This window comes from Corynebacterium sp. Z-1, from assembly GCF_031844665.1.
Lineage (GTDB): Bacteria > Actinomycetota > Actinomycetes > Mycobacteriales > Mycobacteriaceae > Corynebacterium > Corynebacterium sanguinis.
On the sequence record NZ_CP134621.1, the window covers coordinates 931,602 to 946,207 of the forward strand.

The 14,606-nt window shown below is 66.6% G+C and carries 16 protein-coding genes; 10 read left to right on the forward strand and 6 right to left on the reverse strand.

Features of this window, described 5'->3' with window-relative positions:
* Position 1 precedes the first annotated feature (1 nt).
* The 5 genes from RIU96_RS04620 to RIU96_RS04640 are packed head-to-tail and all read left to right on the forward strand — an operon-like array spanning position 2 to position 4,405.
* The gene (locus RIU96_RS04620; RefSeq protein ID WP_186366088.1) at positions 2 to 649 is read left to right on the forward strand and encodes a 3-oxoacid CoA-transferase subunit B; all 648 of its coding nucleotides are present in this window, start codon (positions 2 to 4) and stop codon (positions 647 to 649) included.
* 21 nt (positions 650 to 670) lie between these two features.
* Positions 671 to 1,444, forward strand: coding sequence for an electron transfer flavoprotein subunit beta/FixA family protein (locus RIU96_RS04625; RefSeq protein WP_136650860.1), 774 nt, complete (start codon positions 671 to 673; stop codon positions 1,442 to 1,444).
* A gap of 10 nt (positions 1,445 to 1,454) precedes the next feature.
* Complete coding sequence (locus RIU96_RS04630) at positions 1,455 to 2,429, forward strand: electron transfer flavoprotein subunit alpha/FixB family protein (RefSeq protein ID WP_136650861.1); 975 nt, start codon at positions 1,455 to 1,457, stop codon at positions 2,427 to 2,429.
* A 6-nt stretch (positions 2,430 to 2,435) separates the two neighbouring features.
* Positions 2,436 to 3,617 carry a cytochrome b/b6 domain-containing protein gene (locus tag RIU96_RS04635; protein ID WP_186366466.1) on the forward strand — a complete coding sequence of 394 codons (1,182 nt, stop codon included), beginning with the start codon at positions 2,436 to 2,438 and terminating at the stop codon, positions 3,615 to 3,617.
* 14 nt (positions 3,618 to 3,631) lie between these two features.
* The gene (locus RIU96_RS04640; RefSeq protein ID WP_136650862.1) at positions 3,632 to 4,405 is read left to right on the forward strand and encodes a thioesterase family protein; all 774 of its coding nucleotides are present in this window, start codon (positions 3,632 to 3,634) and stop codon (positions 4,403 to 4,405) included.
* 471 nt (positions 4,406 to 4,876) lie between these two features.
* Here RIU96_RS04640 and RIU96_RS04645 read toward each other — a convergent pair whose 3' ends face one another.
* Complete coding sequence (locus RIU96_RS04645; RefSeq protein WP_136650863.1) at positions 4,877 to 5,347, reverse strand: tRNA (cytidine(34)-2'-O)-methyltransferase; 471 nt, start codon at positions 5,345 to 5,347, stop codon at positions 4,877 to 4,879.
* A 25-nt stretch (positions 5,348 to 5,372) separates the two neighbouring features.
* On the opposite strand from RIU96_RS04645, the gene RIU96_RS04650 reads away from it, so the two are divergent.
* A complete protein-coding gene (locus RIU96_RS04650) occupies positions 5,373 to 6,224 on the forward strand; it encodes a bifunctional methylenetetrahydrofolate dehydrogenase/methenyltetrahydrofolate cyclohydrolase (protein ID WP_259792553.1) in 852 nt (283 codons plus the stop codon).
* Positions 6,202 to 6,525: a DUF3017 domain-containing protein gene (locus tag RIU96_RS04655; protein WP_259787726.1), complete on the forward strand. Its 324-nt coding sequence runs from the start codon at positions 6,202 to 6,204 to the stop codon at positions 6,523 to 6,525. The genes RIU96_RS04650 and RIU96_RS04655 overlap by 23 nt, the downstream gene beginning before the upstream one ends.
* Here the strand turns inward: RIU96_RS04655 and RIU96_RS04660 are convergent.
* The 3 genes from RIU96_RS04660 to RIU96_RS04670 all read right to left on the reverse strand — a co-directional run bounded on the left by RIU96_RS04660 (position 6,522) and on the right by RIU96_RS04670 (position 9,458).
* Positions 6,522 to 7,667: a homoserine O-acetyltransferase MetX gene (locus RIU96_RS04660; RefSeq protein ID WP_136650865.1), complete on the reverse strand. Its 1,146-nt coding sequence runs from the start codon at positions 7,665 to 7,667 to the stop codon at positions 6,522 to 6,524. The two genes, RIU96_RS04655 and RIU96_RS04660, sit on opposite strands and share 4 nt — an antisense overlap.
* Positions 7,668 to 7,680: 13 nt before the next feature.
* Complete coding sequence (locus tag RIU96_RS04665) at positions 7,681 to 9,003, reverse strand: O-acetylhomoserine/O-acetylserine sulfhydrylase (RefSeq protein WP_259792550.1); 1,323 nt, start codon at positions 9,001 to 9,003, stop codon at positions 7,681 to 7,683.
* Positions 9,004 to 9,161: 158 nt separating this feature from the next.
* Positions 9,162 to 9,458 (reverse strand): hypothetical protein, encoded by a 297-nt coding sequence (locus RIU96_RS04670; protein WP_144317380.1) that lies wholly within the window; start codon positions 9,456 to 9,458, stop codon positions 9,162 to 9,164.
* Here RIU96_RS04670 and RIU96_RS04675 point away from each other — a divergent pair.
* Positions 9,445 to 9,852, forward strand: coding sequence for a substrate-binding domain-containing protein (locus RIU96_RS04675; protein WP_311205147.1), 408 nt, complete (start codon positions 9,445 to 9,447; stop codon positions 9,850 to 9,852). The two genes, RIU96_RS04670 and RIU96_RS04675, sit on opposite strands and share 14 nt — an antisense overlap.
* A 6-nt stretch (positions 9,853 to 9,858) precedes the next feature.
* Here the strand turns inward: RIU96_RS04675 and RIU96_RS04680 are convergent, their stop codons facing one another.
* On the reverse strand, positions 9,859 to 12,075 hold the full coding sequence (locus RIU96_RS04680) for an NADP-dependent isocitrate dehydrogenase (protein WP_259787723.1): 2,217 nt from the start codon (positions 12,073 to 12,075) through the stop codon (positions 9,859 to 9,861).
* 108 nt (positions 12,076 to 12,183) lie between these two features.
* Here RIU96_RS04680 and RIU96_RS04685 point away from each other — a divergent pair, with 108 nt between their 5' ends.
* Both RIU96_RS04685 and RIU96_RS04690 read left to right on the forward strand, forming a co-directional pair.
* Positions 12,184 to 13,095 (forward strand): exodeoxyribonuclease III, encoded by a 912-nt coding sequence (locus tag RIU96_RS04685; protein ID WP_259790152.1) that lies wholly within the window; start codon positions 12,184 to 12,186, stop codon positions 13,093 to 13,095.
* A gap of 6 nt (positions 13,096 to 13,101) precedes the next feature.
* Positions 13,102 to 13,902: a trimeric intracellular cation channel family protein gene (locus RIU96_RS04690; RefSeq protein ID WP_246062720.1), complete on the forward strand. Its 801-nt coding sequence runs from the start codon at positions 13,102 to 13,104 to the stop codon at positions 13,900 to 13,902.
* Here RIU96_RS04690 and RIU96_RS04695 read toward each other — a convergent pair.
* Positions 13,899 to 14,606 (reverse strand): hypothetical protein, encoded by a 708-nt coding sequence (locus RIU96_RS04695; RefSeq protein WP_144739855.1) that lies wholly within the window; start codon positions 14,604 to 14,606, stop codon positions 13,899 to 13,901. The two genes, RIU96_RS04690 and RIU96_RS04695, sit on opposite strands and share 4 nt — an antisense overlap.

A 14,606-nucleotide genomic window follows, 5' to 3' on the forward strand; every position in this document is an offset into this window, starting at 1 on the left:
TATCGGATGGACCCGCGACGACATGGCGGCCCGCGCCGCCGCCGAGCTGCGCGACGGTGACTACGTGAATTTGGGCATCGGGATCCCCACGCTGGTGGCCAACAACCTGCCAGAAGGCGTGGACGTGATCCTGCAAAGCGAAAACGGCATCTTGGGCATGGGCCCGTTCCCCTATGAGGGGGAGGAGGACGCGGACCTGATCAACGCGGGCAAGCAGACGGTCACCCTGCGCCAGGGCGCGGCGGTGTTCGACTCGGCGACCAGCTTCGCTATGATCCGCGGCGGCAAGGTCAAGGTCGCGATCCTCGGGGCGATGGAGGTCGCCCAGAACGGTGACCTGGCCAACTGGATGGTGCCGGGCAAGATGGTCAAGGGCATGGGCGGGGCGATGGATCTAGTCGCAGGCACGCCCCGGGTCATCGTGCTCACCGACCACGTCACCCGCGCCGGCGCGCCGAAGCTGCTGCGGCAGTGCACCCTGCCGCTGACGGGCGCGGCGGTGGTCGACCGGATTATTACCAACCTGGGCATCTTCGACGTCGACGGCGATCACCTGGTGCTGCGGGCGCTCGCGCCGGGCGTCAGCGTCGCCGACATCGATCGCTCCACAGAGGCGGCGTACGTCGTGGACGACAACCTAGAGATTTAAGACACCAACGAGGAGAATCCGATGCGCATAGCAGTGCTGGTCAAAGACGTCCCCGACACCTACGGGGAGCGCGCCCTTGACCTGGAAACCGGGCTGACCGAACGCTCCGGCGATACCGTGCTCGACGAAATTGCCGAGCGCGCCGTCGAGGCCGCGCTGGTGCTGGCCGAGGCCGCCGGGGAGTCGAGCGTTCACCTGGTCAGCGTCGGCCCGGAGGCGTCGGAAAGCAATGTGCGCCGCGGCCTCGCGATGGGCGCTGACGCGGCGGTGATGGTCAGCGACGACGCGCTCGCCGGCGCCGACCTCGGGCAGACGGCGGAGGCGATCGCGGCGGTGCTTGCGCGCGAGGAGTTCGACCTCGTCGTCGCCGGCAACTACTCCACCGACGGCAACGCGGGAGTGGTGCCGACCATGGTCGCCGAGCTAGTGGGCTTCCCGCACCTGACCAACCTCACCGAGATGGCCGTCAGCGGCGGCGAGATCACCGCCACCCGCACCACCGACGACGGCCAGATGACGCTGAGCGCGCAGCTCCCGGCGGTGGTCTCGATCACGGAGGCCTTCCCCGCGCCGCGCTACCCCAACTTCAAGGGGTTGATGGCGGCGAAGAAGAAGCCGGTGGACAAGCTCGCCCTCGCCGACCTCGGCATTAACCCGGAGGACTTCTCCTGGGCCAAATCGATCCTGCTCGAGGTCGCGCAGCGCCCGCCGCGTGAGGCCGGCACTGTCATCACCGACGACGGCACCGCCGCCGAGCAGCTCGCCGACTACCTCGCGGCCAACCGCCTGATCTAAGGAGACCACCATGGACCAGCTTGCAATTCTCGTCGTGGTCGACCGCGGCAGCGACGGCACGATCGCGCCCTCGGCCGCGGAGCTGATCGGGGCGGCCAGTCTCGTCGGTGAGCCTGTCGCGCTCGTCGGCATCGGCGCGGACGAAGCGGTCGAGGCGCTGTCTGAGCAGCTCGGCAGCCTCGGGGCGAGCCGCGTGCTCGCCGCGCATATCGACGCCACCACGCTCACCGTCCCGCTTGTCGACGCCGCCGTCGCCGCCGAAGCGCACGTTGCACCCGCCGCGATCGTGTGCGCCCACTCGATTGCGGGCCGCGATGTCGCCGCGCGCCTCGCGGTGCGCCTGCGCCGTGCCCTCAACGTCGACGCCACGGCCCTGCGCCGAGACGAGCTCGGGCTCGTCACCGACCACTCCGCGTTCGGCGGGACGTACCAGGCCGTGGCGGCGCCGACCCACGACGCGCCCGTGGTCACCGTGCGCCTCGGCGCCGTGGACCACCGCGCCGAACCCACCACCCCTGGCGTGGAAACGCTCGAGGTCACGGCCTCGGGGGCGCGCGCCGCGACGGTGACGGGGGTTGAGGCCGCGAGCGCCGACGGCACGCGCCCCGACCTGCGCAGCGCGCCGCGGGTGGTCTCCGGAGGCCGCGCGCTGGGCTCCGCGGAGGAGTTCGAGCGCATCGTCGGCGGGCTCGCCGATACCCTCGGCGCTGCCGTGGGCGCCTCGCGCGCCGCTGTGGACGCGGGCTACGTGCCAGCCGCCCACCAGGTCGGCCAAACCGGTGTGGTCGTCTCCCCGCAGCTCTACATCGCACTGGGCATCTCCGGCGCGATCCAGCACCTCGCGGGCATGCAAACCGCCGACACGATCGTGGCCATCAACCAGGACGCCGACTCGCCCATCTTCCAGATCGCCGACTTCGGCATCGTCGGCGACGTGTTCGAGGTCGTGCCGCAGCTTATCGACGCCCTCCAGAAGCGAAAGTAGGAGCCCATGCCCACAGCACTGCGACGGGGTTTGCCCCGAGTCAAAGGCGGCGAGCCGTGGCCCCCGGCCGACATCGCCGGGGTGGTGGCGCCTGAACCTGTGCCTTCGCCTGCACCGTTAGTCGTCTCCCAGCCCGCCGGCATGCGCCAGGGTTTGCCGCGGGTCAAGGGCGGTCAGCCGTGGCCGCCGGTCGCGCATGTCGAGCCGGAGCCTGTGCCGGTGCCGGTTGCTGCGCCTGAGCCTGCGCCTGTGGTCGTTGAGAGTGAGCGTGGTGGGGAGGGCGTCGAGAAGCGAAAGCTCGGGCGGATCCTCCTCGCCGCGGCTGGGCTGGTGGTGCTGGCCGCGATGACCGTGATGAGCGCGCGCTACATCACGATGACCGAGTGGGGAGCGGCCTTCATCGAGCGCTACAACGGCCACCCGAGCCAGCCCGCCGACGCGCCCATCGGGTTCCCGGTGTGGCTCAACGCGCTGCACTTCTTCAACGCGTTTTTGATGGTGCTGATCATCCGCACCGGCATCACCGTGCGGCAGGAAACCAGACCGCAGGCCTACTGGACCCCGCGCGGCGGGGGCAAGAAAATCAGCCTCACTCTGTGGTTCCACCAAGCCCTCGACGTGGTGTGGGTGGCGTGCGGGGCGCTCTTCTACATCCTGCTGTTTACGACAGGGCAGTGGAAGCGCATCGTGCCCACCAGCCTCGACGTCTTCCCCAACGCGCTGTCCGCGGGGCTGCAGTACCTGACCTTGAACTGGCCGACCGAGAACGGGTGGGTGCACTACAACGCGCTGCAGCTTCTGGCGTACTTCATCACCGTGTTCATCGCCGCGCCCCTGGCGATCATCTCCGGGGTGCGCATGAGCGGGTTCTGGAATGAGGCGTGGACGGCCGCGTCGAAGGCCTACCCGGCGCCCGTTGCGCGCGCCATCCACTTCCCGGTGATGATCTACTTCGTCGGCTTCATCATCGTGCACGTCCTGCTGGTCTTCGCAACCGGGGCGCTGCGCAACCTCAACCACATGTACGCAGCCCGCGGCTCCGCCGACCCGACCGAATACGCAGGCGACGTCACCGGGCTCATCGTCTTTCTGCTCTCGCTCGCCGTCATGGCCGCGGCGTGGGTGGCGGCGCGGCCCGCGCTGCTCGCGCCCGTGGCCAACCGGATGGGCGACGTCAGCGCACGATAGAAAAGGAGAACACCATGCCAGAGTCATACTTCCGACGCACCGGCGACACGACGTTCGCGCCGACCACCCACTGCGAAGGAGCCTGGTCGGCGCAGGACTACCACTTCTCCAGCCTCGCGGGGCTCATCGTGCACGTCGCCCAGCTCTCCCGTGACCCCGACGACACCAAGCGGCTCGTGCGCGTTTCCTACGATATCCTCGGTCGCCTGCCGCTGGAGGAAGCCAACGTTGCAGTAGAAACAATTCGGCCCGGGCGCAAGATCGAGCTCGTTGAGGTGACAGTATCCCTGGCCGGGCGGGCTGCGATTATCGCGCGGATCTGGTACATCGACGCGCTTGACACGCGCGACGTGGAAACCCCAACCCAGCAGACCTACCCCGTCCCTGAGGACTGCGAGGACCAGCAGTTTTCCACCGTGTGGGAAGGCGGGTTCATCCGCCAACTCATGGGGCGCAAGGTCACCGGCCTGCCGGAGGGCACGTTCTTCTCGTGGTTTACTTCCGAGACCACCATGGTCGACACCGACGAACGCATCCCGCTCGCGGAGTTCTTCAGCCGCATCGACATCGCCAACGGCATCGCCGTCCACCACAGCCCCACCGAGTGGGCGTTCCCCAACGTTGACCTGACCGTTCACCTGTACCGCTACCCGGTGGGGCAGTGGAACGGGTTGGAGGCAACAAACGTGTGGGGGCCTGACGGGGCCGGCCTGACCAGCACGATTCTCCACGACCTCGACGGGCCCCTCGGCCGCGCCGAGCAAATGCAGGCGCTGGGCAGGGTGTAGGCGTTGGTGGCCGTTGTTTCTGGGGGCGGCGGCGGTGTGGTCGCGCGGTGCCTGGGCGTCTCACACCGCCGGCGTACCCGAGCTGGTGCCACGCCTCGTTGGTGGCGACCCCCGCGCGGTGCCTGACTGCGCAATGTGGACTGCGCAATTTAGGCAAACCCGCCCAACGCGACCTGGGACTTTGCAGCCTTGAGATCTCGAATTGCGCAGCCCAAACTACGCAGACGCCCAGAAGGGCCGAGAACAGCAGCCAGCCCCCTGCGTCACACGTCACCGGCGTACCCGAGCCGCCGCCACGCCTCGTACCCGGCCACAGCCGCGCGGCGACCGACTGCGCAATGTGGACTGCGCAATTTAGGCAAACCCGCCCAACGCGACCTGGGACTTTGCAGCCTTGAGATCTCGAATTGCGCAGTCCAAACTGCGCAGACGCCCAGAAGGGCCGAGAACAGCAGCCAGAACGCCCAAACGTCACACCCCGCCCGCATACCCGAGCTGCCGCCACGCCTCGTACGTGGCCACGGCCGCGGAGTTCGACAGGTTCATCGACCGCCGGCCGGGCAGCATGGGGATACGCAGACGCCGCGTCACCCGCGGGTGGTGAGAATGCTCCGGCGGCAGCCCGGTCGGCTCGGTGCCGAACAGTAGCGCGTCGGAGTCGCGGTAGGCAACGGTGTGGAAGTGCGTGGTGGCGTCGGTGGTGAATGCGAAGACGCGTGAGGCTGGGAGCGTCGATAAGCATGCGTCCAAAGAGGGGTGAATCTGCACGTCCGCGAGGTCGTGGTAGTCCAGCCCTGCGCGGCGCAGGTGTTTTTCGCTGAGGTCGAAGCCGAGCGGCTCGACGAGGTGCAGGGTTGCCCCGGTGCCGGCGCACATGCGTATCGCGTTGCCCGTATTGGGCGGGATAACCGGGTTATCAAGGATGACATGCAGGTGCGACACAAGCTTCAAGTCTAGGATGGGGGCCGTGACTGCGATCAAATTGGACGGAAAGCTCTACCGCGAGGAGATCTTCGCGGATCTGAAAGAGCGCGTGGCGGCGCTGCAGGACAGGGGGATCACCCCGGGCTTGGCCACGGTTCTCGTTGGCGAGGACCCCGCGAGCCAGAACTACGTGCGCATGAAGCACAAGGACTGCGCCGAGCTCGGCATCGCCTCCATCATGAAGGAGCTGCCCGGCGACACCTCCCAAGCGGAGCTTGATTCGCTTATCGACGATCTGAACAACGACCCGGCCGTCACCGGCTACATCGTCCAATTACCGCTACCGAAGCACCTCGACGAGAACCGCGTCCTCGGCCTCATCGACCCGGACAAGGACGCCGACGGGCTGCACCCGGTGAACCTGGGAAAGCTGGTGCTGGGCGAGCCGGCCCCACTGCCGTGCACCCCGAACGGCTCGATCAAGCTGCTCGAGCGCTTCGGAGTCGAGTTAAACGGCGCGGTCGTCTGCGTCATCGGCCGCGGCGTGACCGTGGGCCGGCCGATCTCCCTGATGCTGACCACAAAGGCCACCAACTCCACCGCCATCCTGTGCCACACCGGCACGAAAGACCTCGCGGCACAGACGCGCCGGGCCGACGTGATCATCGCCGCGGCCGGTAAGCCGCACATGATCACCGCCGACATGGTCAAGGAGGGCGCCGCGGTGCTCGACGTGGGCGTCTCGCGTGTCGACGGCAAAACGGTCGGCGACGTCCACCCCGACGTGTGGGACAAGGCCGGTTGGGTCTCCCCGAACCCAGGCGGGGTCGGTCCGATGACGCGCACCTTCCTCGTCCGCAACATCGTGGAGCGTGCCGAAACACTTGCTGGATAACCCCCACGACATTAACAACGCCCCCTCCAAGCTGCCCGTCCTGGTGCAGCAGGCGATGGCGGCGGTATTTGTCGTGGGCTTCGTGGCGTCGGGACTCTTCTCCGCCACCGAGCACTGGCGCCGCGCCACCTTCACCCTGGGCGCTGCGATGCTGTGGCTCACGCTCATGCGCCTGACGTGTGACTCCCGCGTGATTGGCCTAGTTGCGGTGCGCTCGCGGCGTTTCGATGCCCTGTTCACCACCGCCCTCGGCGCGGCCATGATGTGGCTGGCATGGTCGGTGGACGCGCTGGGGAGTTAGATGTCGTATGCCCCGCTGCGCGCCGCGAAGTCGTGCGGCGAGGGTGTTTGCTCCGTCAGCGCGATGAACTTGCGCAGGATGATATCCATCTGCCGCGCCTCGACGAGGAAGGCGTCGTGGCCGACCGGGCTGGAGAGCTTCGACATGGCCAGCAGGTTTCCCAGGTTGCGGCTGAGGTGTTCCTGCTGGTGGTAGGGGTACAGGATATCGGTGTCCACGCCGACGATCATGGTGGGAACCTTCGAGCTGGCCAGCGCCTTGTTCAGGCCGCCGCGCCCGCGCCCGACGTCGTGGCGGTTGAGTGTTTCGGTCAGGGTGACGTAGCTGCCGGCGTCGAAACGCTCCACAAGCTTGATGCCCTGGTGGTCGAGGTAGCTCTGGACGGCGAAGCGCTGGTTCTCACACCGGTAGGGGCCAAGCGGGTTCTCCCCGGCCTGGGCGGCGGTGCCGAAGCGCTCGTCGATCTCCAGCTCCCCGCGGTAGGTCAGGTGCGCAATGCGCCGCGCCGCCGCCAGCCCGGCTGAGGGCCCGTTGGGTTTGTCGTAGTAGTCCCCGCCGTACCAGTCGGGGTCGCGGGTGATCGCCGAGAGTTGGGCGGTCTGAATGCCGATCTGCCAGGCGCTCGCGCGCGCGGACACCGCCAACACGCAGGCGTAATCGACCATTTCGGGGAACATGATGGTCCACTCGAGCGTGCGCGCCCCACCCATCGACCCACCGAGCACCGCGCGAACGCGCTCAAGCCCGAGCCGGTCCAGAAACTGCCTCTCCGCGGCCACCTGGTCGCGAATCGAGATGGCGGGGAAACGCGAACCCCACCGCCCGCCGTCGGGGTGCTCACTGGCCGGGCCCGTCGAGCCGTAGCAGCTGCCCAGCGCGTTCGTGCAGATCACGCAGAACGTATCTGTATCCAGCGCCTTGCCGGGGCCGATGACCTCGCACCACCAGTCGGCGGCGTTGGAGTCGCCGGTCAGCGCGTGCTCGACGAGCAGGACGTTGTTGCTGCCAGACGGGTTGCACCGGAATTCGCCCCAGCGCTGAAACGCGATCGTGACGTCCGGGATGTCCACGCCCGCCTCGGTAGAAAAGGTACCGATGGCGACGTGGTGCAACTCGCCCTCGGGGGGCAGTGTCAAGGACATGGACGCTGGCTTCCTAGACAGCGGCGAACCCGCGCTCGAGGTCGGCGATGATGTCGTCGATGTTCTCAATGCCCACGCTCAGGCGCACCGTGGACTGGCTGATGCCGGCGCGCGCAAGGCCCGCCTCGTTCGACTGCGAGTGCGTCGTCGACGCCGGGTGGACCACTAGCGAGCGTACGTCACCGATGTTGGCCAGGTTGGAGTGCAGGCGCAGCGCGTTGATGAAGTCCCAGGCCTTCGCGCGATCGTTCAGGTCGCCCGCAAGGTCGAAGGAGAGCACCGAACCGGTGTACTTGAGCCCGAGCTTCTCCTTGATGGCGTAGTAGGGGCTCGATTCCAGCCCGGCGAAGTTCACTTTGGCCACCTTGTCGTTGTTGGCCAGGTACTCGGCCACCTTCAGGGCGTTGTGGTTGTGACGCTCTACGCGCAGGCCGAGGGTGTCCAGGCCCTGCAGGGCGACCCAGGCGTTGAACGGGGAGATCGCCGCGCCGGTGTCGCGCAGGATGCCCGCGCGGGCCTTGATGGCGAAGGCGGGCTCGCCGAGGTCGGCGTACTTCAGGCCGTGGTAAGCGGCGTCGGGGGTGACAAAGTACGGGAAGACCGGGGCGCCGTCGCGCTCGACGGTCCAGTCGAACCGGCCGGCGTCGATAAGCGCGCCGCCAATGGCCGCCCCGTTGCCGGTGTAGAACTTTGTGGTGGACACGACGACGATGTCCGCGCCCAGCTCAAGCGGGCGCACGAGCGCCGCGGTGGCCATCGTGTTGTCCACGATTAGCGGCACCTGGTTGGCGTGCGCGACCTCGGCGACGGCCGGGATGTCAAGCACGTCGGCGATCGGGTTGCCGAAGGTCTCGCCGTAAAACGCCTTGGTGTTGGGCTTGACCGCGGCCTGCCAGGAGGCGGGGTCGTCGGGGTTGTCCACGAAGGTGAACTCGATGCCCAGGCGCGGCAGGGTGACCTCGAAGAGGGTCTCGGTGCCGCCGTAGAGGCGCGGGGAGGTGACAATGTGGTCGCCGGCGGAGGCGAGGTTGGTAATCGCCGCGGTTTCGGCGGCCATGCCCGAGGCGAACGCGACCGCCGCGACGCCGCCTTCGAGGCTGGCGAGGCGGTCCTCCAACGCCTGCTGCGTCGGGTTGGTAATGCGGGTGTAAATCGGGCCAGCATCGGAGAGGTTGAAGCGGTTCTCCGCGTGCTGCGCGTCGTTGAACACGTACGAGGTGGTCATGTAGATCGGCTGGTTGCGGGCGCCGTAATCGGAGTCGAGCTGCTGGCCGGCGTGGACCGCGCGCGTATCAAAGGACCATTCGTGTGCTTGAGAGTTGTCGTAGAGAGCCATAGGGCCAATGTAACGGCGACCGCGTGCGTTGTGTACCAAGCTGTCTAAAAGGCGGGTTAAACTCGGGGTTTTCGTGAATATAAATCTGCCGGGCACGGAAAAGCGGCCCCCGCCGGCTTATCGACGAAGGCCGCTTCCCCTACGAGCGCGCCCCGGTGCTAGTGGAAGTACAGCAGCGGCGGGAAGCTCTGCATGTCGTTGAAGATGCAAAACGCCACGTCTTCAAGCTCGACGCGTGGCTGCTCGGCGATCCACGAATCGTAGAGCCCCTCGGCGTCGACAAGCTCAGCGGCGTCATCGCACTGCGTCAGGCGGTAGCCCAGCGTGCAGTGGAAGGCGTACTCATCGAGCCCAGCCACGGGGATCTCAAGGACCTCGCCCGCTTGACGACGAAACCGGTCGAGCTCGCGCTCCACGCCGGAGCACACGCGCGCCGAATCCATGATTCGCCGCATCAGGGCGGAGGGTCTGGAACCCTTCGTGGTCGACGTGCGCTACGACACCGGCCAAGACTACGTTCTCCCGCTCGTGGAAAGCGGTGCCGTGACGGCGGTAATGTGCCCGACCGATATGAGGCAGCTGCAGTACCTGCGGGCGCTCAGCTCAAACGGCATCGACGTTCCCCGCCAGGTCAGTGTCACCGGGTGCGACGGATTCCTGCCGGGGATGGGTGTTATGGGGCTGACGACCTACACGTGGCCAATCGGGCATTTCACCGACACGGTGATTGACACCATGATTGACCTGATCAAGCGCTTCCGTACCCCGGATGATCGCCGGGAAGTGGTCAGCGTGAAGTTCAAGGGCGAGGTCGTCGCCGGCGCAACCGTCGCCCCGCCCCCGCTCTAAACCCGCCTAGCGCGCCACCATCGAGTCGATGATCTCGTTCAGCGTCGCCGACGGGCGCATCGTTGCGGTGGCCTTCTCGTCGTCAGGCAGGTAGTAACCGCCGATGTCGCCCGCGCTACCCTGCGGGGCGAGCAGCTCTGCGGCGATCTTCTCCTCGTTCTCGCGCAGCTTCTCGGCCACCGGAGCGAAGTAGTTCGCGATCTCGGCGTCCTGGGTCTGCTTCGCCAGCTCCTCGGCCCAGTACAGGGCGAGGTAGAAGTGGGAGCCGCGGTTGTCGATCTCACCGACCTTGCGCGAGGGGGAGTGGCCCTGGATCAGTACTTCTTCGGTGGCCTTGTCCAGAGCGTCGGCAAGCACATCCGCCTTGGGGTTGCCCTGGTCGGCCGCGAGCCGCAGCGACTCCGCCAGCGCGAGGAACTCGCCGAGCGAATCCCAGCGCAGGTGGTTTTCCGCCTCAAGCTGCTGGACGTGCTTCGGAGCGGAGCCGCCGGCACCGGTTTCAAACAGCCCGCCGCCCGCCATGAGCGGGACGATGGAGAGCATCTTCGCCGACGTGCCCAGCTCGAGGATGGGAAACAGGTCGGTGTTGTAGTCGCGCAGCACGTTGCCGGTGACCGAGATGGTGTCCTTGCCCTGGCGCAGGCGCTCGACGGTGATCTTGGTCGCCTCGACGGGCGACGCGATGGAGATGTCGAGGCCGTCGGTGTCGTGCTCGGCGAGGTACTTGTTCACCAGGCCGATCAGGTTGCGGTCGTGGGCGCGGGACTCGTCGAGCCAGAAGATCGTCTTCATGCCGGACTTGCGCGCGCGGCTCACCGCGAGGCGGACCCAGTCGCGGATCGGGGCGTCCTTGGCCTGGCAGGCGCGCCAGATGTCACCGGTTTCAACATCGTGCTCCATCAGCGTCTCGCCGGCGGAGTTGACCACGCGCACGGTGCCGTCGGCCGGGATCTTGAACGTCTTGTTATGGGAGCCGTACTCCTCGGCCTTCTGCGCCATGAGGCCCACGTTGGGCACGGTGCCCATCGTGGTCGGGTCGAACGCGCCGTTTTCGCGGCAGTCGTCAATGACGACCTGGTAGATGCCGGCGTAGGAGGAATCGGGGATGGTGGCCAGGGTGTCCTGCTCCTGGTCCTCGGCGTTCCACATGTGCCCGGAGGTGCGGATCATCGCCGGCATCGAGGCGTCGACGATCACGTCGGAGGGCACGTGCAGGTTGGTGATGCCTTTGGCGGAGTTGACCATGGCCAGGTCGGGGCCGTCGGCAAGCGCCTTGTCAAAGGCGGCGCGAATCTCCTCGCCGTTGTCGAGGGCGCCCAGCCCGTCGAGGATGGCGCCGAGGCCGTTCTCGCCATTGAGGCCCGCGGCAAGAAGTTCCTCACCGTGGGCCTCGAATACGTCATAGAAGTACGCGCGTACTACGTGGCCGAAGATGATGGGGTCGGAAACCTTCATCATGGTGGCCTTGAGGTGCGCGGAGAACAGCACTCCCTCGTCCTTGGCGCGGGCGATGGCCTTGAGCAGGAACTCGTCGAGAGCCTTGGCGGACATGAAGGTCGCGTCGACGACCTCGCCGGCGAGCACGGGCAGGGATGCGCGCAGCACCTCGACGGAGCCGTCGGCCTTGACCAGCTCGATGCGCAGCGTGTCGTCGGACGGCATGATCACGGACTTTTCGTTGTCGCGGAAGTCGCCGTGCTCCATCGTGGCCACGTTGGTCTTCGAGTCGGAGGACCACTCACCCATGGAGTGCGGGTGCTTGCGTGTGTAGTTCTTCACAGCCTCGGGCGCGCGGCGGTCAGAGTTGCCCTGGCGCAGCACCGGGTTGACTGCGGAGCCCTTGACCGTGTCGTAGCGCGCGCGGATGTCGCGCTCCTCGTCGGTGGTGGGGTTATCCGGGTAGTCGGGCAGATCGAAGCCCTTGGCCTGCAGCTCAGCGATCGCCTTCTTCAGCTGCACCAGCGATGCCGAGATGTTGGGCAGCTTGACGATGTTCGCTTCCGGGCTGTTCGCAAGGTCGCCGAGCTCGGCGAGGGCGTCGTGGGCGTATTTGTCATCCTTGACGCGCTCCGGGAACAGGGACAGGATGCGACCTGCGACGGAGATGTCGCGAGTTTCCACGTTGACTCCCGCGTTGGAAGCGAATGCCGTGACGATCGGCAGCAGCGAGTAGGTCGCAAGCAGCGGTGCTTCGTCGGTGCGTGTCCAGATGATGGTAGCCACTATTTTGCTCCTCTAACTATTACTTAATTATCCAAGCACTCAGAATACCAATGTTGGGTGGAAACGGCGGTGAAGTTGCCCGTCGACGTCATTGCTAGGGTGACACGCATGAGTCTCACGATCGCGTCTGTCAACGTCAACGGCATCCGCGCCGCCACCAAGGTCCGCAACGAGTTGAACCCCGGAATGCTCGCGTGGCTGGAAACGACCACTGCCGACATCGTTCTTATGCAGGAGGTTCGTGCCAGCGTGGACCAGGCGCGTGCGGTACTCGCCCCCGCGCTGGAGGCGGGCTGGCACCTCGTGATCGCCCCCGCCGAAGCCCCCGGCGCGAAGGGTCGTGCGGGCGTGGGAATTTTGAGCAGGTCACAGTTGGAGGACGTGGAGATAGGCATCACATCCTTCGAGGATTCCGGCAGGTTCATCGCCGGCACGCTTGACGACGTCCGCGTCGCGTCGCTCTACCTTCCTTCCGGTTCGGCGGGCACGGAGAAGCAGGACGAGAAGTACCGCTTCCTCGATTCGTTCGAGCCGCTGCTGGAGTTCTGGGCGAGCGAGTACCCGAACATGGTCATTGGCGGGGATTGGAACATCTGCCACCGCCGCGAGGACTTGAAGAACTGGAAGACCAACCAGAAGAAGTCCGGGTTCCTCCCCGACGAGCGCGCGTTCATGGACGCCGTGTTCGGCGTCTTTCCGGACGATGAGGCTCAGGACCTGGAAGCGAAATCGCTCTACTCCTGGGCGGGCGCGGTGGATTACGCGTCGACGGGGCGTCGGCAAGCGAATGCGGACCCGAAGTGGTTCGACGTTGCGCGCAGGCTCGAGCCCGACACCGCGCCGTACACCTGGTGGACCTTCCGCGGCCAGGCGTTCAACAACGACGCGGGCTGGCGTATCGACGTCCAGGCGGCGACAGCGGCGATGCTCGAGCGCGCCCAGCACACGTGGGTGGAAAAGGCGCCGACGGTGGAGCAGCGCTGGTCCGACCACTCGCCGCTGATGGTCGAGTACGCTTAAGCCCCAGTGGAGTCTTTGAAGATGCTCGGCGTGAGCATGCCCGAGCTGCTGACCACGCTGTTTGTCATCGGCATCATCGCCGAGTCCATGACCGCCGCCGTCGCCGCGGGCCGCGTGCGGATGGACCTGTTCGGGGTGATCACCCTCGGGGCACTGACCGCGCTCGGCGGCGGCACCGTGCGTGACGTCATCTTGGGCAACTACCCCCTGACCTGGGTTGACGAGCCGCGGTTCTTGCTGGTCACGGTGATTGCGTCCGTGGTGACCGTGCGGATTAACTGGCTGATGTACCAGCTACGCAAGTTCTTCCTCGTCGCCGACGCCGTCGGCCTGGCGGCGTTTGTGGTGCTGGGTATCCAGATCGCCCTGTCGCTCGGGCACGGGTTCATCATCGCCGCCGTTGCCGCCGTGACCACGGGTGTTTCCGGTGGTGTGATGCGAGACATCCTCTCCGGCCGGGTGCCGCTGGTGTTTCGCGAGGAGCTCTACGCCTCCATCGCGGTGCTGGGCACCGTCGTGTACATGGGGCTGATGGCGGCAGGGGTGCCCGAGTGGATAGTCACGATCGTGGCCGTGATCTTCGTGTTTGTCACGCGCCTGCTCTCGCTCCGGTTCAGGTGGTCGCTGCCGATCTTCGACTACGACGAGGAAAGAGCGGCGCAGATCGACCCCAAAGACGAGCTGGCAAGCTTCGTGCGCACCCGCGGGCGCAAGATCCCCGGCGCGCGGCGCGTCTACCGCAAGGTACGCATGGTCGCGGAGCAAGCGCCCGTGCGCCACAAGCGCAAGGGCAACAGCAAGGGCTAGCGGATAAACCGCGGGGCGCGCGCAATCACCCAGGCGGCGCCAAGGGCGAGTGCGGTCAAGACAGCGGCGAGCGCGATCGACCCCGCGTTGGGTGCGGTTCGTGGAATTATGTCGCCGCCGATTTCCACCGTCTCGGTCAACGCCGCGTAGGTAAATCCGGCCACTAGGCCACCGATCACAGTGGCGGCCATGAGGATTGCAAACGCCCCGCGGTTCCTGCCGGCAATCCCGGTGGCGATGCCCACCATCGGGGCGACGACGACGAGGGCAAAGGTGAGAAGCACGGTCAGCGTGATCGTCGTGGCGTTCTGGCCGGCGTTGTCCACCATGTAGGGCTTGCCGTTGGTGTCGACAAACGGGGTGTCGCCCCGGGTGATCAGCAGGACGTCGTAAAGCCGGTACCAGGGGTTGTTCGTCCACATCACCTGGCCGGCGACGACGTTTGCTGCCGTCAGGATGACCGCACTTATCGCGCTAAAGGCAGCCGCCCCGCCGAGCCAGCGGCCGTAGCTCGCCCCGAGCTGGTTGAGTGCCGCCCACTTGTCGGCGAAGTAGGCAGTCAGCCCGAAGAGCACAATCGCGGACAGGAGTGTCCACGTCGTGCCGTCGCCGGCGTAGAAGCGGCCTGCTGCGCCCACCGCCACGGCCAGTGCGATGACGCCAATGGTGAGGAGGAAACTGTGGGGACCGAGGAAGAGCTTCAT

Coding starts and splice junctions, on each gene's coding strand:
- RIU96_RS04685 (WP_259790152.1), top strand. CDS start 12,184: ATGAGTCTCACGATCGCGTCTGTCAACGTCAACGGCATCCGCGCCGCC.
- RIU96_RS04675 (WP_311205147.1), top strand. CDS start 9,445: ATGATTCGCCGCATCAGGGCGGAGGGTCTGGAACCCTTCGTGGTCGAC.
- RIU96_RS04660 (WP_136650865.1), bottom strand. CDS start 7,667: ATGTCCTTGACACTGCCCCCCGAGGGCGAGTTGCACCACGTCGCCATC.
- RIU96_RS04630 (WP_136650861.1), top strand. CDS start 1,455: ATGGACCAGCTTGCAATTCTCGTCGTGGTCGACCGCGGCAGCGACGGC.
- RIU96_RS04640 (WP_136650862.1), top strand. CDS start 3,632: ATGCCAGAGTCATACTTCCGACGCACCGGCGACACGACGTTCGCGCCG.
- RIU96_RS04670 (WP_144317380.1), bottom strand. CDS start 9,458: ATGCGGCGAATCATGGATTCGGCGCGCGTGTGCTCCGGCGTGGAGCGC.
- RIU96_RS04635 (WP_186366466.1), top strand. CDS start 2,436: ATGCCCACAGCACTGCGACGGGGTTTGCCCCGAGTCAAAGGCGGCGAG.
- RIU96_RS04665 (WP_259792550.1), bottom strand. CDS start 9,003: ATGGCTCTCTACGACAACTCTCAAGCACACGAATGGTCCTTTGATACG.
- RIU96_RS04695 (WP_144739855.1), bottom strand. CDS start 14,606: ATGAAGCTCTTCCTCGGTCCCCACAGTTTCCTCCTCACCATTGGCGTC.
- RIU96_RS04625 (WP_136650860.1), top strand. CDS start 671: ATGCGCATAGCAGTGCTGGTCAAAGACGTCCCCGACACCTACGGGGAG.